This window comes from Dictyobacter aurantiacus, assembly GCF_003967515.1.
In the GTDB taxonomy this organism is placed as follows: Bacteria; Chloroflexota; Ktedonobacteria; order Ktedonobacterales; family Ktedonobacteraceae; genus Dictyobacter; species Dictyobacter aurantiacus.
The window spans coordinates 5,232,164-5,252,809 of record NZ_BIFQ01000001.1; the positions used below are offsets into that span (position 1 = coordinate 5,232,164).

15 protein-coding genes are annotated in these 20,646 nt (G+C 57.7%); 10 read left to right on the top strand and 5 right to left on the bottom strand.

Annotated elements, in window-relative coordinates; translation table 11 throughout:
* Window positions 1-293 precede the first annotated feature (293 nt).
* From KTT_RS20965 to KTT_RS20980, 4 genes are all read left to right on the top strand, one after another.
* Complete coding sequence (locus tag KTT_RS20965; protein ID WP_126597872.1) at window positions 294-2,519, top strand: serine/threonine-protein kinase; 2,226 nt, start codon at window positions 294-296, stop codon at window positions 2,517-2,519.
* 31 nt (window positions 2,520-2,550) lie between these two features.
* A complete protein-coding gene (locus KTT_RS20970) occupies window positions 2,551-4,593 on the top strand; it encodes a WD40 repeat domain-containing serine/threonine protein kinase (protein ID WP_160146009.1) in 2,043 nt (680 codons plus the stop codon).
* A gap of 158 nt (window positions 4,594-4,751) precedes the next feature.
* On the top strand, window positions 4,752-5,018 hold the full coding sequence (locus KTT_RS20975) for a hypothetical protein (protein WP_126597875.1): 267 nt from the start codon (window positions 4,752-4,754) through the stop codon (window positions 5,016-5,018).
* A gap of 301 nt (window positions 5,019-5,319) precedes the next feature.
* Window positions 5,320-5,826 (top strand): GNAT family N-acetyltransferase, encoded by a 507-nt coding sequence (locus KTT_RS20980; protein ID WP_160146010.1) that lies wholly within the window; start codon window positions 5,320-5,322, stop codon window positions 5,824-5,826.
* Window positions 5,827-5,859: 33 nt separating this feature from the next.
* On the opposite strand, the gene KTT_RS20985 is transcribed toward KTT_RS20980, so the two are convergent.
* Window positions 5,860-6,771 carry an MmyB family transcriptional regulator gene (locus KTT_RS20985; protein ID WP_126597879.1) on the bottom strand — a complete coding sequence of 304 codons (912 nt, stop codon included), beginning with the start codon at window positions 6,769-6,771 and terminating at the stop codon, window positions 5,860-5,862.
* Window positions 6,772-6,921: 150 nt separating this feature from the next.
* Here KTT_RS20985 and KTT_RS20990 point away from each other — a divergent pair, with 150 nt between their 5' ends.
* The 3 genes from KTT_RS20990 (at window position 6,922) to KTT_RS21000 (ending at window position 13,033) form a co-directional block, all read left to right on the top strand.
* On the top strand, window positions 6,922-7,746 hold the full coding sequence (locus KTT_RS20990) for an SDR family oxidoreductase (RefSeq protein ID WP_126597881.1): 825 nt from the start codon (window positions 6,922-6,924) through the stop codon (window positions 7,744-7,746).
* 409 nt (window positions 7,747-8,155) lie between these two features.
* Complete coding sequence (locus KTT_RS20995) at window positions 8,156-11,449, top strand: hypothetical protein (RefSeq protein ID WP_126597883.1); 3,294 nt, start codon at window positions 8,156-8,158, stop codon at window positions 11,447-11,449.
* Between the two features lie 105 nt (window positions 11,450-11,554).
* Window positions 11,555-13,033 (top strand): serine hydrolase domain-containing protein, encoded by a 1,479-nt coding sequence (locus tag KTT_RS21000; protein ID WP_126597885.1) that lies wholly within the window; start codon window positions 11,555-11,557, stop codon window positions 13,031-13,033.
* A gap of 62 nt (window positions 13,034-13,095) precedes the next feature.
* On the opposite strand, the gene KTT_RS21005 is transcribed toward KTT_RS21000, so the two are convergent.
* The 4 genes from KTT_RS21005 to KTT_RS21020 form a co-directional block, all read right to left on the bottom strand.
* Window positions 13,096-13,809, bottom strand: coding sequence for a hypothetical protein (locus tag KTT_RS21005; protein ID WP_126597887.1), 714 nt, complete (start codon window positions 13,807-13,809; stop codon window positions 13,096-13,098).
* 161 nt (window positions 13,810-13,970) lie between these two features.
* Entirely contained in the window at window positions 13,971-15,101 is a 1,131-nt protein-coding gene (locus KTT_RS21010) for a L,D-transpeptidase (RefSeq protein ID WP_126597889.1), read from the bottom strand.
* A gap of 18 nt (window positions 15,102-15,119) precedes the next feature.
* Window positions 15,120-15,920: an inositol monophosphatase family protein gene (locus tag KTT_RS21015; protein WP_126597891.1), complete on the bottom strand. Its 801-nt coding sequence runs from the start codon at window positions 15,918-15,920 to the stop codon at window positions 15,120-15,122.
* Window positions 15,921-16,214: 294 nt separating this feature from the next.
* On the bottom strand, window positions 16,215-17,237 hold the full coding sequence (locus KTT_RS21020) for a DNA methyltransferase (protein ID WP_160146011.1): 1,023 nt from the start codon (window positions 17,235-17,237) through the stop codon (window positions 16,215-16,217).
* A gap of 277 nt (window positions 17,238-17,514) precedes the next feature.
* Between KTT_RS21020 and KTT_RS21025 the strand changes: the two genes are divergently transcribed.
* The 3 genes from KTT_RS21025 (at window position 17,515) to KTT_RS21035 (ending at window position 20,631) form a co-directional block, all read left to right on the top strand.
* Window positions 17,515-17,844 (top strand): hypothetical protein, encoded by a 330-nt coding sequence (locus KTT_RS21025; RefSeq protein ID WP_126597895.1) that lies wholly within the window; start codon window positions 17,515-17,517, stop codon window positions 17,842-17,844.
* A 280-nt stretch (window positions 17,845-18,124) separates the two neighbouring features.
* Window positions 18,125-19,294, top strand: coding sequence for an FAD-dependent monooxygenase (locus KTT_RS21030; protein WP_126597897.1), 1,170 nt, complete (start codon window positions 18,125-18,127; stop codon window positions 19,292-19,294).
* 515 nt (window positions 19,295-19,809) lie between these two features.
* A complete protein-coding gene (locus KTT_RS21035) occupies window positions 19,810-20,631 on the top strand; it encodes a hypothetical protein (protein WP_126597899.1) in 822 nt (273 codons plus the stop codon).
* The last annotated feature ends 15 nt before the right edge of the window (window positions 20,632-20,646 follow it).

Below are 20,646 nucleotides of genomic sequence, written 5' to 3' on the forward strand. Positions count from 1 at the left end.
CGGGGGCTGTGCCCCCGGCAGCTCCTCCCCCTCTCGCCCGCGTAGCGGGCGAACAATCCATCAAACGAAGTTTGACAAAGCACTACGGTGGGCGTGGTTGTGCGGGGAGGGGAATGCATCGGGTTATATTCATAACAGGCGCGTAGCTAAGCGTGAATTTTCATGTTTTATTTGCGTATATCTATATATAGGGATATAAGACTAGAGAAATGGTAGGTAGGGATAAAGCGTATTTATCTGTCCTTTTCGCTTTTTAGAAAAGCACCATTTGAATTCAGGAAGTTGTCAGTAGTATGTCTGGAGCGCAACAAGAGAATCTGGTCGGCAGGTATCTAGGTAACTATCGGCTGGTTCAACTGCTGGGGTCCGGTGGTTTCGCCCAGGTCTACCTGGGCATTCATCGACACCTGGAGACGCCGGCGGCGATCAAAGTTTTGCATACGCAGGTTAAGGATCAGGAGCAGCAGAGCTTCTTGCGGGAGGCGCGTATGATCGCTCGCCTGCAGCATCCCCATATCGTGCGCATCCTGGAATTTAACATCGAAGACGAGATGCCTTATCTTGTGATGCAGTATTCCGCCAGTGGCACGCTGCGCCAATATTTTCCCCGTGAACAGGCTGTGCCGCTGGAGCGCTGCCTGCCCTATCTCAAGCAGGTGGCCTCGGCGCTGCAGTACGCGCATGACCACAGGGTGATCCACTGCGACGTCAAGCCAGAGAATATGCTGCTGGATGAAAAAGGAGACGTTTTCCTCAGCGATTTTGGGATAGCGACGCAGGCACGCAGTTCGCGTTCGGTGACAATCTCCGATGTGATCGGGACGGTGCGTTATATGGCGCCCGAGCAGCTACGTGGCAAGCCGCGTCCCGCCAGCGATCAGTACGCACTGGCGATCATTGCCTATGAGTGGCTCTGCGGCCAGCTGCCGTTCCAGGGGAAGGAGTACCTCGCCATCGCCAGGCAGCATCTGACGGTCCCGCCCCCCTCGCTTCGGGAGCACGGCATCGCTATCTCCGCCAGCATCGAACAGGTCATCCTGACCGCGCTGGCCAAAGATCCCCATCAGCGCTATGGGCAGGTCCAGGATTTCGTGGAGGCCCTGGAGGAGGCGCTGCGTTCGGGTCGCTATATCGCGCCGGACTCCGATCGATGGCAACGGCGGGATCTAGCGTTATTGTCATCTTCCCGCATTGGAGCAGGTGCAAACACAGCTGTTCTCACCTCCTCTCAGTCATATCTCACCGTGCCGGACCCGCATATTCCGCCCGAGGATCTCACAGAAGCACCCACAGACCGGGTTGCCTCCATCCCTACCGGGGGCGGCGCGCCGCTGACCGGGCCGACGACGGCGAACACACCCGGCAAGCGCGTCTCGCGGCGCGCCACGCTTCTCGGCCTCGGCGCGGCTGGTATCCTGGTACTTGGCGGCGCCGGGCTGGCATGGAGAGAACTGGCCCCCAACCTTGCCGCCCCGGTGAGCCATTCCCGGCATCCCGCGCCGACCACATCAAGCCTCCCGCCGGCCACACCAGATCCCGTGCCGACCACGCCACGCGCCACACTCCTGTATACCTACCAGGCGCAGAATATGGCTATCTCGGCCGTTTCCTGGTCTCCTGACGGCCGATATATCGTTTCTTCATCCTCGGCTGGCACCGTCAATAAGCAAGTTCCCGCAGACAATGTACAGGTCTGGGAGGCCCGGACGGGGAAGCTGTCCTGGAAAGCATCAATAGGGTCGCCCGTTATCGCCGCCGCCTGGGCCCCTGATGGCCATGCTATTGTGGTTGAGGGCGAAGTTCTTGCCGATAATGTGTTAGACCTGACGACGTTATTGGGCGTGGATACGGGCCAGGCCATCTCTCATGAGGATCACGGGACGGCGGTTGACGCCAACGGCAACAATATGATCGGCGACGCCTACTGCGTTACCTGGTCGGCTGATGGGAAGCACCTGCTGATCGGGTATCAGGGCGAGGTGGGTATCTGGACCGGGGCCGCCAATGACTGGCCCGTCCTGTATCGGGTTGGAGATAAGCAGAAGCAGATCACTTCGGTGGCCTGGTCGCCCGATGGGAAGTATATTATCGGCGGGGTCAATAGCGGCTATGTGTATCAGTGGAACGTTGGTGACGCGGAGAAGATCGCGTCCACCTATCAAATGAACCTGCCCAATGTGTTAGCGGTGGCCTGCTCGCCCGACAGTCAGTATATCGCCGCCGCCAACGTGGCGGCGGTCCAGATCTGGGATAGCCAGGGGGGTCTGAGCTACCAGAAGAGCTATCTGACCTATGCCGCCCCCATCGCCTGGTCGCCCGATGGCAAATATATCGCGTCCGCGCATAGCGATCAGGCAGATTTTAGCATCGCCATCTGGGAGGCGCGCACTGGCAGACAGGTCAGCACGTGTGGCGGTCATACGGCCGCGCTCACCTCACTGGCCTGGTCGAAGCGGGGTGATATGCTGGCCAGTGGCAGCCAGGACAAAACGGTCCGCGTATGGACGTTCCAGGCATAGATCTCAAGCAGGGAAGAGGAGTTTTAGCGCTGTGAATACATATAGCGGTCAGCAGCTTGGCAATTATCGTCTGATCCGTCCTTTAGGACGCGGAGGATTCGCGGAGGTCTATCTGGGGGTGCATCGCTACCTGGAAACGCTGGTCGCTATTAAAATCCTGCACTCAAAAAATCTGGATCGAGCGATCTTCTTGCAGGAGGCGCGCCTGATCGCGCATCTGAACCACCGTCACATCGTTTCCGTGCGCGAGTTCGATATTAAGAACGATATCCCCTTTCTGGTGATGGATTATGTCCAGGGGGGCACCCTGCGCCATCACTGTCCACGAGGCACGTGCCTCCCCCTGGGACAGGTGGTCGCTTATGTGAAGCAGATCGCCTCGGCCCTGCACTATACGCACCAGCAAGGGATCGTGCACGGCGATGTGAAGCCGGAAAACGTGCTGGTGGCGACGGATGGCCATGTGCTGCTGAGCGATTTTGGCCTGGCCGGCATCATCAGTATGGCCGAGGCGCGGGATGGTGGTGTCTTGATAGGGACCGTCGATTATATGGCCCCGGAACAGTTTCAGCACCGCCTGCTGCCCGCCAGCGATCAATATGCACTGGGGATCATGGCCTATGAATGGCTGAGCGGCCGGCCACCGTTTGCGGGCTCATACATCGAGGTGGCTGTCCAGCATGCGCTGGAACCGGCGGCATCGCTGCTGGACAGCGTCGCCGAGCTTCCGGCAGAGGTCGATGAGGTGATCCTTCGCGCGCTGGCCAAAGAGCCCGCAGACCGCTTTGCCAGCGTTGAAGCTTTCGCTGAGGCTCTGGAGGCGGCCGCGATGGTCGCCCAGGGGATGGGGAATACTCCACAGGCAACGCCACATCGGCGGGGAACTACCATCCTGCTAGAGTCACAGCCAGCGCCAGCCTCGCCGTCACCGGTTTTGTCAAAGCTCTTTTCACGGCGTAACTTATTCGGCCTGCTGGCCGGCGTCGTCATTGGAGCCGGTGCCGTCGTCACCGAGAGCATCCTGCGGGACCGACCAGAGCCGCACAATTCGGTGGTAAAGCCAGTGGTAAAGCAGACGGCGAAGCCAGCCGCGACGGCGACACCACGCGAGGCATTACTGTATGTCTATCATGGCTCCCCACACTCTGTCGATGCGCTGGCCTGGTCGACCAATGGGCAGTATATCGCATCAGGAGGAGGCAAGCAGGAGCAGGGGCAGCAAAGGACAGATCAAACCTACCCTGTTCAGGTCTGGAAAGCGGCGACCGGCCAGACGATCAGCATATTCAATGGGCATGTAGATGTGATTTATGCGCTGGCCTGGTCCCCCGATGGCACCAGGATCGCTTCTGGTGGTACGCGCATGATGGCCGCGTGGGCAGCTAATACAGGCGTTGTCATTGGCCAGTATACAGCGACGCAGGCATATTTTCAGTGTAACGATATCTTCTGGAGCTCGGATAATCAGAGCGTCATTGTAACCGATGATTATGGCAGCGTCTATAAGCTGGTGCCCACTGATCTGCAGACATTCCCCGGCAATGCAACTGTCCTCTATGGGATGCCCGTTGATAGCCAGGGCGATTATGTGAGCACCTCACGCTGCGCGCCCGATCAGCAATACATTTCCATGCTTGAGCGACAGGGCATTCGTGTGATCAGGATCGCGGATAAGCAGCCGCTGGCTTACTTCCAGAAACTAGCTGGAGCGCCTTTCCAGCGCTCGACGACTCCCGACGCCGTCTTGAGCCTCTGGTCGCCTGACAGCACGCGGATCGCCGCCGGTGGCAAGGCTGGTCCATTCTATGTCTGGGAGGCGACTTCTGGCGAGGTCGTGCTCACATTTGAGGGGGACACGGCGATCACGGCGGCCGGCTGGTCCGCCGACGGCAGATATATCGCCTCCTCTGGCAGCTCCAGGCAGATTCAGATCTGGGAGGTCGCGACCGGCAACGTCATGCAGCGGCACGTGCGCAAGAGCACCTCTATCGTGCGCAGCCTCTCCTGGTCGCCAGACGGCCAGACGATCGCCTGCGGCTGCCAGGACGGCACGGTCGAACTCTGGCGTCGATAAAGGGCCTGAGCATGGTGCCAGGGATCTTTTATGCTCTGGCAAGCGTATATACCTTATGTTATTGACGATAGCAGGAGGGTGGGGGCCAAGCCGGTGGTGAACGTGGAGCCGCTGGAGCCGCCTCTTTTCTCCTGGAGGTTTAGAGGGAGGTTTTGCTGATGGAGACACGCTTGCTCGGTCATGAACGCGCGGATACGGTTCTCGACGTGGCGGCCTGGGCCAACGACCTGATCGGAAAAGATCTGCCCGGCCAGCCTGGCTATAGAGTGATCAAGGTGATCCAATTTCAACTCGTCCAACTCGACGCTGGCTACGACGCCATGGTCCTGGTAGAGGTTCAGAATGAAGGAGAGTTCCTCAACCTCAAGGAGGCCGACGTGGAGGCGATCGTCGATATCACCTCGGCCGTGGACGACAAAATTTAAGAGAGTGACTGACGTTTGTCCTCGTGGGGCGCTTGCGCGCCCCCGCACGCGCGGCCACTACGCGGCCGCGCTGATATTTATATTCGTGCCCGGGAGCGCATCCGCGCTCCCGGGCACGAATATAAATATAACTTTTGAGCATTTACAAATTGGAGCCGACTTTAGCAACGATGAGCATGTTATCGTGATAAAGCGTGCCGTCGACGTACAAGCATAATCATGGTATGCTTGATAAATGATTCAGGAAATACCCTCTTCTGGATCATTCATGATAATTTGTATAGTCAGGAGCATATGTATAGTGCTGCAACTTACCACGCCGCGTCTTCTATTTCTGCCACTTTCCCTGGAACTCAAGAAGGTGACCCTTCATGATAAGTCCCGGCTCGCCGAACTGATGGATATCCGGGTGCCCGAAGATTGGCCTGGCCCCGGTTACGCCAGGGCCTTGCCCTTTTTCATTCAATTGATGGAACAGGATCCTTCTGGCGCTGTATGGGATGGGGCCATTGTACGCCGCGAGGATCGTACGCTGATCGGTGATATGGGTTTCAAAGGTGGCCCGAATGCCAGTGGCCGTGTCGAGATTGGTTACAGTATCGTCCCCGCTTATCGCCGCCAAGGATATGCTTCGGAAATGGCGCGCGCGTTGATCGAGCGGGCCTTTCAACTACCAACCATCGCGGCGGTAACCGCCGAATGTGACGAATCGAACATCGCATCGATCAGAGTGCTGGAGCATGTGGGGATGCAGCGCCAGGGGCGTAAAGACCATATGCTCCTGTGGGAGATTCAGAAACCAGGTTGATCCTGTGTATAAGCACTATAGTGTTGCTTCTCCTCAAGAGGGTGCGCTGGCTAGCGCTGCGTAGACGGTACGCGCGGCCTCGTCGACCGGCAGCAGGGCCGCGACCGCGGGGTAGGTTTTGCTGCTGACGGAGATCATCATGTTGCGCACGCGGATGGGGAGCAGTTCGCCGGTTGTTGGCATGCGCGCAAACACCATCTTTGTCGGCGCGACCTCCTGCCGAGTGACTTCGTTCGCCTTTTCCCAGAACGCCTGGAAGTCCGCAACCTCACCATAGCCGCGCTTGACGAACTGCTGATACCAGGCATCATACTGATAGAGCGCGTTCTGCTGTTTGAAGTGTCGAATGGCATACAGCACGTGCTGTTGCCACATGGTGTATGCTTCCGCGTTGACCATGGCGTTTGCCCGAAATTTCGGATTCAGGAGGAAATGAAGTATCGTGCGTTGGTGAGCCGGAAGCGTATCAAGGGACGGCAGCTCCATCAGGCGTAGAAAGAGCTCGTTGGCGGCATGGACCTGCAGTGTGTGCGTGACCACGATGGCTGGATAGGGCAAGGTCTCCATGGTTAGTTGCGCCTGCTCCAGCGCTTGCCGCAAGGCGTCTCCTTCCCATCCTGGCTGTTCCGGCAGATATTGCGCCGCCAGCAGGATATCGTTGCGCTCGCTGAGCCTGCATTCCAGGTAGTCGGCGATCACCATGAGCGTTGAACGGCTCGGCAAGCGCTGGGAGCGCCCAATCAACCAGTTCTTATAGGTCGGACAGACTTCGTCATTGAGCTCTTGCTGCGTAAAGCGCTTCAACTGAGGATGGTGCCGCGCACGATACTCCTCCTGGCGCTTCTCGCGCACCGCCTCAATGGCTGCGAGCATCTGATGGAACACCCGCGCCTGCTCTTTGGCGGACGCGTTATCCTCGTTCCGCGCAGATAGTTGTAGTGACATCTCTTCCTCATACAATCCGCTATCGAATCCAGACCACAGGGCCGAAGGCTCAGGTGTATTTTTACTCTTGGTGCAACATCCGCATGCTTCTATACTATTCCCAGAAAGCAAATCTGCTCTTCATTTTATCACGAGAAAGAAGATTTTATTATGCGTGTTTTCGTAACAGGATCAACAGGCTTCATCGGTTCGGCCGTCGTGCGCGAACTCATCGGTGCCGGCCACCAGGTCGTCGGCCTTACCCGCTCGGACAACGGTGCCGCGTTCCTGAAGGAAGCCGGGGCTGAGGCGCGGCTCGGTACCATTAACGACCTCGACATCTTGCGCGCCGCCGCCGCCGACTCCGATGGCGTCATCCACCTGGCCTTTAACCACGACTTCACGGACTTCGCGTCCGCGCTGGCCACCGATCTACGAGCCGTCCAGGAGATGGGAGCGGGACTGGAGGGCTCCGGCAAGCCGTTTATAACTACCGCTCACCTGAACGGCGAGGCATCGGACAACGCGGTACTCAGGCTGGCTAATGTGCGCTCGGTGATCGCTACCCTCTCGTTGTCCGTACATGGCGAAGGCGACAGGCATGGTCTGGTGCCGCAACTGATCGACGTTGCGCGTGCGAGGGGTGTCTCTGCCTATGTCGGCGACGGGTCCAACAGCTGGTCGGGCGTCCATCGCCTCGATGTGGCGCGCATGTTCCGCCTGGCGCTGGAATGCGCTCCGGCCGGGTCACGCATTGACGGCGTCGGTGACGAGGCGGTGCCATTCCGCGACATCGCCGGCGTCATCGGTCGCCACCTGAACCTGCCGGTGGTCAGCATCGCCCCTGAAGAGGCCGAGGCCCACTTCGGTCCTTTCCTCGCCATCGTAGCGTCGATCGATGCCCCCAGGACGAGCGCCCGGACCCGTGAACTCCTGGGCTGGCAGCCCACGCACCCCGCGCTGATCCCGGACATCGAACAGCACTACTTCAACTAACCGCCGAGGCCCACGTGGGGCGAGATGTTCCCCACGTGGGCGCCGAACCGGCCGGGGACGAGGCCGCTTTGCGGCGGGTGACCGCGAGGGTCACCCCTACGGGGACGTGATCGTGTTGCGGGGGCTTCTCACCGTTCGGGGGAGATGGGTTATGCGTCGGTCCGGCGTACGATGCCAGCGCCCCAGATTTCGGCAACGCGTCCGTTTTCGATGCGAAAAATCTTCATTGGTTTCCTTGAATATTACATGGAAAAACGATATTATCTATGAAAAGAGCCTGTGTTGACATACTCATGTGTATCGCTTATAATCACCCTGGTGAATACATAAAATAATCGAAATACCCTCTTAAAATCCTCTAACATGTGCATGTTGCCCGTGCCAAATAATATAGGGCTATCTTTTCTGAATGGATAAAGCACAACTTCTCCAGGAAGTGGAAGCGCTTACCTTCGCGCAACGTTCTCGTCGTATGGTTGATTTTGGTCGCCTGTCTTTAACCGATGCTCGGATGGCTCAGACGCTGGCTGAGATGGCTGTAGGACCCTTCTATGAGCGTTTCCTGGCCTTGCAGGCTTGCTATGGCAGTCGCGACGGGGCGCTGGTTTTTGCCTCTCTGTCCGATCCTTCGTCGTGCATGCGCCGATTGGCTGTGAAGCTGGTGCCCCTGACCTGTGATCAGGAGCAGCAACGGCAGGCGTTGCGGATCGTGCCGCGTGAGCTGCGTAGCTCGCTGATCCGCTTTCTGCGCCACTATGATCTGCAGGAGCCGATCGACCTTTTTCTGCACTATCTGGCCGAACAGGCAGACCGGTCGCTGGGTAGCCTGCTCCCGTTTGGCTCGCCCGATGTGGTGGCTCGCTACCTGCCCCGGGTCTCGCCACGCTTCAGCCGCGATCAATGGCGGCGCCTGGCCCGCTGGCAGCCTGAGCTAGCGCTGGATGTGCTCCAGCGGCGCCTGGAAGACCTGGGCGAGCAGGAAGAGCTCTTCATCGCGCACCTGAACGCGACCATCCCCATTCTGGTTCGCGTACATCCTGATGGCCTGCTGGCGTTATTACGCTCCTCGCGTCTCACAGATCTGTTGTCCCGTCTCAAATTGGAGGAGCTCTGGCGTCGGCGTCCCAATGAACTGTTTGATCTGTTGTACGCGGCCCACATCGACATAAATCTAGATGAGTATATTATTAATCGTCATATCACGATGGATCGCCTGCACTTGCTCGCTCGCCATAATAGTAAGGATTATCGGATCATTGAAAGTTTAGGATTGCTCCCACCCGAGCAGCGAGTCGAGATCTTTGAGGCGCATCTGCGGCATGTGACAGACCGGGGAATGCCGCCATTCGAGGCTCTTGCACTCTTGCCACGTCAGCAGCGTGAGCAGGAGGCGCGCCATCTCTGGTCGCGTACAGACCTCGATTTGCGTCAGTGGGAGGAGCGGCGTCAGTATGCTCAATTGCTCCCGTGGCCGGAGGCGCGTGCGAAGCTAGATTATGATCTGCATCATGCCGATGTTCAGCGGCGCGACTGTGCATTGGGTATCCTGGCGCGCGCGGTGGCCTATCAACGTGAACATCTTGATGATCTGTTGGATCTGTTCCTGAAGCATCGCAATGAGCCTGATCCTGTACGCCTGTCTATGTGCGATGGCCTCAATGCGCTCCCTCCTGGTGCCTGGCGGGAAGCGCATCTCCCCGCGCTGGCTGCGTTTGTGCGCGCCAGCCTGGATGCAATCGACCTCTCAATGCACACATTGGAAAAATTGGCGCGTTTGTTGTTTCGGCTCGTTCCCTGGCATCTACAGTGGGCCAGTGAGCAGATCGCCGCTCTCCTGGGGGAGCGTGGAGCGTTTCCGCTTTCGGCCAGTGTTTATGATGAGCCTGCGCTTGAAAGCCTGCTCACGGCCCGTCATATTCGCGGCCTGGTTCCCATTCTGTTGCCGGTGCTCACCGATTGGTTGCGGCAGGATAAGCGCGAGGCCCTGGCAGCTTGCGCCGCCTCTCTCGGCTGCCAGTTGCGCCACTTTCCAGAACTGGGTCAACTGCTGGCTCAACTGGTCGCGAGTTCACAGACGACCACCGAGGCACAACGTATCATGAAGCTACTGATTAGATGGCAACCCGCGCTCTCACATACGCTGATCCCTGAACTGGTGGCGCGAGATCCCAGTTGGATCATGGTTTCAGCGGTTGAGGAGTATCTCCAGCGCTTCCGACAGGATCTGCTGTCCCCTTTCCTGGTGCGGACCACCATCCAGGGGCGTTTCGCCTCTGAAGAGGCTCACTTTCTCCCGAGCATGAAGTCTGGCCTGGTTTTGACGCAATCTCAGCAGGAGCGCTATGCCGAGCGCCTGGAAGGGGAGATTGCCAGCTCGTTTGAACATAGACTTTTGAGGAATGCATACTCACAACTGGCGCTCCTGCCCGCTATCGCGCCCGAAAGGTTGCTGAGCCTGGCTCAGAATACGCGCAATTATAATCGACAGATAGGTGCCATTAATGCTCTGGCCACGACCGATAATACCCTGATGGCCGCCACCATTTTCGCGCTCTTGCGCGAGCAGTCTGAGAAAGATGAATCGGTCTACATGCTGCGCGTTACCCTGAGGGCGTTGCGACGCGCCCTGCGCCGCTTGCCAGAAGAGGCGGCCTTTGAGCTTCTATCTTCGTACACGTTTCCGCAACTGACGATGCGCAAAGAGATTACACTGCTGATCGGACGCCTATCGCTGGACGCGGCCTATCAGTATCTCTTAGACCTGCAGACGCGGGAGGGACAACATCCCGACCTGCGTGCCGTCGGTATCCGCGCGCTCTGGAACCACCTGGATCGGCCCCTGACCTGGGAGATCCTGCAGCGGGCCGCCAGCACCGCCAGCAATAACATGGCCTTCAAGATCGGCCACATTCCGCCAGAGCAGCTTACGTCCCAGGAATTGCAGCAACTCTTGCGGCTTCTCCACACAACGCTGCAGCACGCGGGGCAGGAGGCGCGCCTGGACTTACTACAGAATATCGGAGAACTATCGCTGCGCGATACGCAGCGCATTCTGACACCGTTGCTGCTGAGTATGATGCTTTCTGAATCGGTCGCGGAAGCGGAGGCCGCCATTACCGCCTTCATGGCCGTCTGTACCGATCGCGATATTCCGCAACTTCAGGAGACCATTCGCGTGCTGGGTCGCGACCGCCGGCGCCTGTTGATGCTGCTCCCGCGTTTTTCGCTGTGGAGCTCAGTCAAGTATCGTCGCTATCGGAACCTCTCAAAGAGCAAGTTGCAGGGCAGGCGCCAGCTGGCTCTGGCCCTGATCTCAGTTCTGGGCGAATTTCCGGCCACCAGTCAGGTGCGTCTGCGTAACGTCTTTACTCTGTTATCCATCGCCGATGTTATTGAGCTCATCAAACAACTGGTCGAGACCGACCAGCTGCATCCCGAAGCCTTGATGGAGGCTTGTAATCAGCTCAATGTGGTTTATCATCCACGTCCTCTGGCAGAGGAGGACTTGCGAGCGGTACAGGATGCGCTGGCCGCCCATCCGGACGAGCGGCTGCGGCGTGTGGCTCTGGCCGCCCTGTGCGCCCAGGCCCACGAAACGCACTACTCCAGCGAGTGGACTCCCGAGCTCACTGAGCGCCTGCGTGTATACCAGTCCGATCCATCGCCGCTGGTCGCCGAGGCGGCCCTGAATATATTTCCCTGAGTACAGGAAAGGTGCCAGGCCCCGTGCACTTTTATTGAAATTGATGGGCACAGGCGATTCGCGGGCGCTTCCCGCGATCGCCTTATTGAACAGGGAGGGAAAACTATGCTTGAAGATACATTGTCAGAAGATACGCGTTTTGATGCTATTCGGGAGCGCATCCAGAGGGGATTGGTGGAACATGGTATACCTTCCCTTAGCGTGGCCGTGGCGCGTGGAGCAACCGTTCTGTGGGAGGAGGGCTTTGGCTGGGCCGATCGCGAGCGCCGCATTCCGGCGACACCCCATACGATGTATTCGCTGGCCTCGATCTCCAAGCCGATCACGACTACCGGGTTAATGATTCTCAAGGAGCGCGGGCTGCTCGATCTCGACCGGCCCATCAATGAGTATCTGGGCGATAGCAGGCTGCAGGTTCACGTTGGTAGTGCCACGGAGGCGACGGTGCGCCGCGTAGCCAACCATACCTCGGGTCTGCCGCTACACTACCAGTTTTTCTATGAGGATGAGCCGTATCGGTCGCCATCGATGGATGAGACGATTCGGCGCTATGGCCACCTGATGAACGCGCCCGGTGAGCACTATCAGTATTCCAACCTGGGCTACGGCATCCTGGGTGAGGTGATCGCGCGTCTCTCGGGCAAGAGCTACGCGGACTTCATGCGCGAAGAGGTGTTTTTGCCCCTTGGCATGCTGCGAGCGTCCGTCGATCTCGGTCCAGGCATGGAAGAATTCCAGGCCCAGCGCTACGATGAAGGCGGATCGCTCTATCCCTTTTATGATTGCGACCATCCGGCCGCGTCCTCCGTTTACTGTAGCGCCCACGACCTGCTGCGCTTCGGCATGTTCCACCTGAAGCAGCATCTGTCCGATCAGAAGGCCATCCTGTCAGACGAGGCCATCGATGAGATGCAGGTGCCAACGACAGCTTCGGGCGATACCGATGGCTACGGGATTGGCTGGGGCATCCACAATGGGATTCCTGATTATGTCGTTGTCGGCCATGGTGGTGGCATGGGCGGGGTCCGAACTCAGCTGAGCATAATTCCCGCCGCTCAGGTGGCGGTCGTGGTCCTTTGCAATGGCGACGGTGAGGCGGCCTCGGCCCTGGTTGACCAGGTGGCGGTTGATATTTTTTCAGAACTGCTGCCCCCCTATGCCGAGAATCGTGCCCTCAGCATGCAGAAGCGCAAACCGGAAAAGGATGACAAGGCTGAGCCAGACTTCCGTCCCGATGAGCGGCTGTTGGGGCAATGGAGCGGGCATGTGCATACTTATGAGGGCGATGTCCCGCTGACGCTCTGGTTTAAAGAGGATGGGGATATCCATGCCCGGCTCGGCAAGCAATTGAAGACTCTGCTCAACAGGCCCCGCTTCAAAGAGCAGCGCCTGACCGGCGAGATGACGGGCACCATCAACACGGTAGACACGCGGCGCTATCTTCATGGCCTCCACCTGGACCTCAAGCAGCGCGAAGATCGTCTCAGCGGATCGGCGACGGCGATGACCTATGAGACGGTGGTTCAGGGGTGGCGTTGTGGCCACGCCCTCAGCTTCTGGACCGAATTGAAGAAAGACGCTTAATGACCCGAACCTACGGCGGACCTTTTCGTGCGTGGAGGGGAAATCGGGCGCGAGGCCCGAATCTACGGCGATGGTGGGGCCGCCGGGGGCGGCAGGATGCGCAGGCGGCAGACGTGGCCGAGCTCGTTGAGCAGGGCCACGGTCAGGCTGCCGTCGGCGGCATGATGGGCCAGCGCCGAGCGGGCGCGTTCGTTGAGGGCGCGCAGCACCAGCGTCGGCGGATAACTGTCGGTGTGCAGCGCGACCGGCTGGCTGTCCGCCAGCGCCTGCGCGATCTCGCCGCCGTTATCTTTCTTATAGATCATCTTGCTGATCTGCGGCCAGTCGGCCTGGATGTATTCCAGCTTGAGCGGATCCGACCAGTGCTGGCGTCGCATGGGAAACGTTTCGATCGTGACGTGGGTTGTCTGCGCCTCGGTTATGACTGGCGGCATAGTTACCACTGGTGTCTGTCCGTGTCGCCCCGCGTCCCGTGGCGGGGATACGCGCAGGATACCCTGCAGCGGCGGCAGGAGCTGGACCTGGCAGGGGATGCCCATGGTCATTTCGATAGCCCAGCTGACCACGTCTTCCTCGACGTATGGGAGCAGATTTCGATACTGGTATATGGCCGAGGCTCGGATGACCAGCAGCGGGGGAGTGTAGCTTTCATCCAGGTCGAGCAGGGTACAGCCGTTGAGCAGGGCCGCGATTTTGGACCCGTTGTGAACGGTCCTGATGCGTCTCTTAATGTATTCCCATTCATGACGTATATAGTCGATGTTGAACTCTTGCATTTTCGATACCTTCTCTGTCCGAAATAACTTCATTGTTGGGCGCAAAAGCTTCGCTTGTTGAGTTGTGCCGGGTGGTTCATCGAACTGGATCTCATCCGGTGGGCGCCGTCGCCCGGGATGAGATCCAGCCAATCGGGCGCGAGGCCCGAACTTATGTTGTTTTAGTAGATGATTACGCCGGTAAAGAGCTTGACGTGGTCGTAGACCCATTGGGCGTCGCTCTTGGACAGGTTGACGCAGCCATGGGAGCCGATGTCGGCTCCGGAGTCGCCGGTGGTGTCCTGGTGCGGGAACTGCGTGAGGGGGCCGTATTCGGCGCGCCACCAGCTGTCATGGATATAGTAGCCGTCGCTGTGATATTGCATGGCGAAGTTGATGGGGGTGTCGGGAAACCAGAAAGGATCACCTTTGGGGGCGATGGACTTAAAGGTGACGTGCTTCTGGTGGCTCTCGACCCACCAGCTTCCGGGAGGGGAGGGCTTGTCGGGCTGACCGGTCGTGACCAGCAGGGTCTTGATCAGCTTGCCTTGCTCGTAGACGCGCATAGTCTGCTCGCTCAATGAGACGACCAGGACCTGCCGATCGGTCTTGCCATAGGTCTGCAGCAGCTGCAGGTCGGTCTGGTGCGGCTGGTTGTATGGTGTCTTGTCGCTGGCGTTGGCCATCATGGCTTTGAAGTTGGTGATATACATCAGGGTGTTTTCGACGATCTGCTGGTAGTCGGCGAACGTTTTGGCGGTCGATAGGTCATCTTTGATCCATGTGCCAATGCCGGTCTTGTCGTCGTATTCAAAGCCCATCTTATACGTTTTGTTGTTGAATGTGTCGTGGTAGGGATGGGTGTTTTCCCAGTTGGAGACCATCTGCTGCAGCTGTTGCTGGGTGCTCTGCTGCTCCTGCTTGATGGCCGCCAGCTTGAGATCGCTGACATGGCTGCGCGCCGTGTCCAGCGCGCTTTGATACGTGCTGGCGCTGTGCGCGTTCTGCAATGCCTGCTGATCGCCGGAATATTGCTGCTGATAGCTGGCGGTCTGACCACCATACTGCTTCATGGTATTGATCCACTGCTGCATGGTCTGCAGCTCCGTCGTTCCCTGGCTCTTCATGCTGGCGCTGATGGCCGGGGTCGGGGTCGGGGTCGGGACCGTGGATGGGCCGCCGCCGCTGCTATTGCTGGCAAGACCGGGCAACTGGCAGCCACTGAGAAGCAGGCAGAGTGTCAGACCGCACAGGAGATACGACAGCCGTGTGCGCCGCACAGCGGGGGTGGATGTGCTCTGTGTCGTATACATAGATATAAAGTCCTTTGATTATCCTTTGTGAATCCTGGCCAGAATATTCTGGTGCAGCTTCTTGTTGCCGGCCATGACCAGTGAAAACTTGTCATTGAGCGATGTGATCGGGCGCAGTGGCTGACCTTCATGGTCGCTAACGATACCGCCGGCCTCCAAAACAATGTTGGCTGATGCCAGGAACGACTCGCCAGTAATTTCATCTCCAATATCTATATACGCATCATAGGTGCCGCTGGCAACATAGACGCTATCAATGGCCGAACTACCGGTGCGCCGGACGATCCCCAGACGTGGATTTTCGGTTAGCAGGGCGCGCAGCGTGTCGCCGTTGCGACCGTCGAGGTTGAGGCCGGCCACGCAATCTTTGAGATTGCTGGTATTGCTCACCTGGCAGCGGCGTCCGTTGCGGAACGCTCCGCCGCCCTTCTGCGCCTCGAAGACGGTTCCGGTAAACAACTCGCCGACCAGAGCCCACTGGACGTTTTCCGGGGTAACCGGCGCGTCAATGGGGAGCACTGCCAAAGCGACCGCGGCCGTCGTAATCCCTCGCTCAACGTTGGTTGATCCATCGATGGGGTCTACCACGATCCGATATTGCGGATGTTCGGTTGTGGCGAAGGTGGGACGTTCCTCGGTAATGATCTCAAAGCCCTGGCCGCTCGCGGAGAGCCCGTTGATGATCAGGTCTTCCGCGTCTCGATCAAACTGCATTGTGGTGTGTTTGGATGATCGTGCGTAGACCTGCTTGCGATCATAACGTTCCGCCTGCGTGTAAGCTCTGACCTGTCGAAAAAGTTGTTCGAGAAGTTCTAGCATTGCTATTTTCGCCTATCTGTTGTGAGACATTATAAAAAATGTGCTGACTGTATCATATCAGCATTTATGCGCTACATGCAAAGGGGGGATCTCTCGCCCTTTCGCGCCGCCTGCGGCGGCACGAGGGGAGAAGGGAATGCCGGGACACCCCCGGCCCCCGGCAGGAGGACCTTGGCGGCCCTCCTGCACCCCCCGCCCCTGTTTGCCGTCTGCGGCGGCGATCAGAAAAGCGGGGATGCAAGGGGCGGCTAGCCCCTTGACTGGGGGTTTGGGGGCTGTGCCCCCAACTTCCCTTTATTCTATCCTTTTAACGGTTTGGAGCGCAAAAACGTTGCGGTGGATGTGGCGCAAAAGTCGGGTGAGGGTGACCGAAATGGCTACTTCGCTCTGGTCACAGGCGAGCCAGCGACGGCCGAGCTGTTCGGCGACGACGGGGGTGACGCCGCTGCCACAGAAGCAGTCCAGGACGAGGTCGTTTTCGTTCGAGGAGGCGAGCAGGAGGCGTTCGAGGAGCGCGGCCGGCTTCTGGGTGGCATAGCCGCTGCGTTCGGGATCCTTCTGGTGCAGGTGGCTGATGTCGTTCCAGACGTCGTCGCGCGACATGACGCTGCTCTCGGTATAGGTGTAGGTTTTGCCGGCGCTGCGGATGGTCCAGACCGGCTGGCCGTCGGGCCCGATGGTTTTGCGCATGTGGTTGCGCTTCTCGCTGCCTCTGATCTGGCCGACGCGTTCGGCGTGAAACTGGTAGTGGCGCGATTTGGTGTAGAGGAGGATCGTGTCGTGCTTGCGTGCGAATGATCTGGTGGCGCGTCCGCCCGATTGGTAGTGCCAGATGATCTCGTTTTTGAGCCCGGCCCCCAGGTGGCGCGGACCGGTCAGGAAGATCTCGTCCAGCAGGATGCGTGCGTAGTGGGTGGCGCGCCAGTCGAGATGGACATAGAGACTGCCGTTGTCGGCCAGCAGCTGGTGGAGGTAGTAAAAGGTCTCGTAGAGCCATTGCAGATAGACATCCAGGTCGTTATTCCAGATGTCCTGATAGGAGATGCTTCCTGTTGCCAGCAGTTGCGCACCTGTTTTAAAGGTGCGACCGGTCATAAACGGGGGGTCGATATAGATCAGGTTGACCTGGCCCTGAAATTCTGGCAGCAGCGCTGGCAGCACCAGACCTTTATCGGCGTAGATCAGGCGATTAAACCAGCCCTCAGGCGGAGTCGCGGGCCGCTCATCGCCGGGACCATAACAGGCGTCCACGCTCAACGCAAGTGTCGCGGGATCGTATCCCGGTATCCTCTTTCCCTTCCAAACCAGTTCTGCCATCGACTCAGAATACTCCCTGCCTGCATTTTCCTCTGCGCACACTGTAGCATATGACAGCCAAAATATCCACCACCTCCTCTTAATTTTCATCGCATGATATAATGGCGATGCAGGTAACGCAGACGCTGCAACAGATTTGTCTCGATACGTTATAGGTATCTTGCACGGGCAGCAAGCCGATATGCGTGCTCAGAAAAAATTTGAGGATTAAACATACATGTCAAATTTCTTATGGGTTTTATTCAGTATAGTTGGATATATCGCTGGACTATACATTATGTTAAAGACAACGCCGATGTTGCTCGCACGATCGTATGATGAGGGGCTGTTTATGGCGATCGCCGCCGCCGATATCCTCGGGGCGATCCTCGCCTTTGGGGGCATCATCGTCATGCTGGCGGTCTTCAACGCGAATATCTTCATCAAGATTATCGATTTTATCTTACTGATCGGTGTGATGTTGATCACGGCTCGCCTGGCCATGTTCAGCCTGCGCCCCAGGTATGCCACGCGCACCAACAAGATCTCGCAGATCGCGGCCGGTATCTACTGTATCTGCCTCGTCGTGGCTGCCGTCTACTGCATCGTCCAGCTCTTCATCTCCTGAACCATCACCCATATTCAACGTACTATAGAGGCCGCTCGCATCACTGTATATATAGATATATATTGATGCAGGCGGCTTTTTCTCTTCCCTCGTTTTAGTATGTCGAGAGGGCGGCATGTACAAGGCGTGGCTTGCTGCATAATCGTGATGGGACATATCAAAATGGCGCGAGCCTATGCCGCTACAGGGATACATGGTCGTGGTTCACCAACGATCCACTCTCAAAAAAGATATGCATGGCTCTGCCGCAGCCACCAGTCTATAGAACCAGGAGTAGATTATGACAACCCGGGAACAAGATTTTCCAATCCTGATTATTGGAGCAGGCATTGGCGGACTGGCGACGGCTCTGGCCCTCCAGCAGGCCGGTTTCGCGGTACAGATCTTTGAACGATCAAAGGAACTGCGAGAACTGGGGGCCGGGCTGACCCTCTGGGCGAACGCGGTACGGGTGCTAGAGGAGCTTGGTATGGCTGAACTGGTGCAACAACGGGTCCAGCAGTCCACCCCCACGCAGGCCGGTTTCTATACGATGCACGGAAAACAACTGGTTCACCTGCCACCACAGGTAGTTGAGGAACAGTGTGGGGGACCAACCATTGTCATCCACCGCGCGGAATTCCAGGCCGCGCTGCGGGAGCGGCTCGCGCCGGGCACACTGATCCTGGATCGGCAGCTGATCGATCTTGAGCAGGACGCCACGGGCGTGACCGCCTGTTTCGCGGGGGGCGAGCGGGTACGCGGCAGCCTGCTGATCGGGGCCGATGGCATTCATTCGCGGGTCCGCCAGCTGCTCTTTCCCCACAGTCAGCTGCGCTACGCCGGGTACTCGGCCTGGCGAGGTATCGCCACAGGTGTAACGCCATCACTGATGGGCGAAGTGTGGGGACGCGGCAAGCGCTTCGGCATTGTTCCCCTGGCGGAGGAGCGCATCTACTGGTTCGCCTCCTGCAACGCCCCGGAAAACGCGGCGGAGAGTCCGCAGGGACGCCAGAAAGAATTGCTGGATCTGTTCAAAGGCTGGCATCCTGTTGTTAGTACGCTCATCAATGCGACAGAAGAATCGGCGATCCTGCGCAACGATCTCTTTGATCTCAAGCCGTTGACCTCCTGGAGTAAGGGACGCGTAACGCTGCTGGGGGATGCGGCGCACGCCATGACGCCGAATATGGGCCAGGGGGCCTGCCAGGCGCTTGAAGATGCCCTGATCCTGGCCCGGACCCTGCGCCACGCGCATTCCTCTGAGAAGGCATTAGATATGTATCAGCAGAAGCGCCTGGCGCGCGCCAACATGGTCCTCGTGAACTCACGCCGCATAGGCCAGATAGGCCAATGGGAGCATCCCCTGGCCTGCTGGCTGCGTGATTCTCTGCTGGCGCTCACCCCACGACATCTGCTGCTGACACAACTCAAATCCGTGGCTAGTAGTCTGTCAAAGCAAGATTGCTAAAGCAGACTTTGTCAGATGTCGAGCATCTCAGGAGGTTTCGTGTTCAACGCCACGAAATGAACACCTTTTGAAAAGCTGAAGCAAACAGTGGCCGCTAAAGTGTAAATCCCAGAATTAAATTAAACGGTGAAACCTGTACAATTATCCTGGTGATACGGTATACTACGGGGAGATGGTGTTGTTCGTGCCTTTCAGCAGAGAGTGAATGGACGATGGCGGAAGTCCCCTTGCCGCTGATTTCACAGACAGAGAGGCAATTGCGGCGATTCTCCGTATTTCCAAAGGGAATATTCGTCTCATCGAACGCCTGATGTTGCAAGTCGAGCATGTACTTGTCGTGAATTAGCTGCACGTCGTTACCAGGGAGGTCGTCGAGACTGCTCGTCAGAATCTTATCATTGGACCTGATTGAGTGAGATGCAACAGGTGAGCTGTCTCAAAATCGTTTGGTCGCTGAGACTGATGGAGAGAAGCCAAAGGAGATATTGGCTGCAAGGATATGAAAGGCAGAGGAAATGCGCCAGATTGTACGGTTTCATCCAATACTTTCCCCTTTCTCGCAAATTGAACTCCGCGCTGGTTGCTGTACACTGAATTGTCCGCTGATTCTTTTCCTGCTGGTTATTCCTGCTGTTCTTTTGATTTGGCCGAGCTTAGTCCCGCTGGGATTTTTCCAGTTCTGGGGGTGGCGGGGCAGTTTGCTCAATATTACGCTCCTGATTTGGCCACTGTTGGCGTTGGGGCTGTTCTTTACTCTGCTCTATATACCAACTAGCCGTCGTTTTGCACACTACGCGCTCGTGTATGGGCGCCGTAGGTTGCTTATTTTTCTATTGGCTTCAATACTAGAGGAACTGATCTTCCGCTGGCTACTCTTTTATGGTGCGGCCCTCCTCATACCACTGGTCAACGTCATCAGCTTTGGTCTGCTGAAGTGGTTCTATTCAACCGTGCTGGGACCACTTGCCGACTTTTTGACCCTCCATCAATTGCACGTCTATCTATCAGGCACTCAATATAGCTGGGTGGTTGGCCTGGCGCTGATTTCAAGTAACGGATCATTTCGCGATGGACATAAGTATCAGGGTCGGTTGGGCTGGGCCTGGGCCTGGTTTTGCGGGATGGTGCTTTTCTTGGTCATGTTTCGCTACGGTCTCTTTGCTGCGATGTTTGTACATTGCTGCTATAACCTGTTTATCTGGTTGTTAAACTGGCTGATCGCGCGCTTGCAAATGACTCCAGAAGAGGCGCAAACGCTTCTCCAGCGGGAACAAGCAGAGCAGCAAGCTCAACTGGCGTCGTTTTCAATAGGTAGTCGAATTGTTGATACCATGTGAAGCAGTTCAACGCGA

Coding starts and splice junctions, on each gene's coding strand:
- KTT_RS20990 (WP_126597881.1), top strand. CDS start 6,922: ATGCGTGTTTTCGTAACAGGATCAACAGGCTTCATCGGTTCGGCCGTC.
- KTT_RS21000 (WP_126597885.1), top strand. CDS start 11,555: ATGCTTGAAGATACATTGTCAGAAGATACGCGTTTTGATGCTATTCGG.
- KTT_RS20985 (WP_126597879.1), bottom strand. CDS start 6,771: ATGTCACTACAACTATCTGCGCGGAACGAGGATAACGCGTCCGCCAAA.
- KTT_RS20975 (WP_126597875.1), top strand. CDS start 4,752: ATGGAGACACGCTTGCTCGGTCATGAACGCGCGGATACGGTTCTCGAC.
- KTT_RS21005 (WP_126597887.1), bottom strand. CDS start 13,809: ATGCAAGAGTTCAACATCGACTATATACGTCATGAATGGGAATACATT.
- KTT_RS20995 (WP_126597883.1), top strand. CDS start 8,156: ATGGATAAAGCACAACTTCTCCAGGAAGTGGAAGCGCTTACCTTCGCG.
- KTT_RS21035 (WP_126597899.1), top strand. CDS start 19,810: ATGCGCCAGATTGTACGGTTTCATCCAATACTTTCCCCTTTCTCGCAA.
- KTT_RS21030 (WP_126597897.1), top strand. CDS start 18,125: ATGACAACCCGGGAACAAGATTTTCCAATCCTGATTATTGGAGCAGGC.
- KTT_RS21020 (WP_160146011.1), bottom strand. CDS start 17,237: ATGGCAGAACTGGTTTGGAAGGGAAAGAGGATACCGGGATACGATCCC.
- KTT_RS21010 (WP_126597889.1), bottom strand. CDS start 15,101: ATGTATACGACACAGAGCACATCCACCCCCGCTGTGCGGCGCACACGG.
- KTT_RS21025 (WP_126597895.1), top strand. CDS start 17,515: ATGTTAAAGACAACGCCGATGTTGCTCGCACGATCGTATGATGAGGGG.
- KTT_RS21015 (WP_126597891.1), bottom strand. CDS start 15,920: ATGCTAGAACTTCTCGAACAACTTTTTCGACAGGTCAGAGCTTACACG.
- KTT_RS20965 (WP_126597872.1), top strand. CDS start 294: ATGTCTGGAGCGCAACAAGAGAATCTGGTCGGCAGGTATCTAGGTAAC.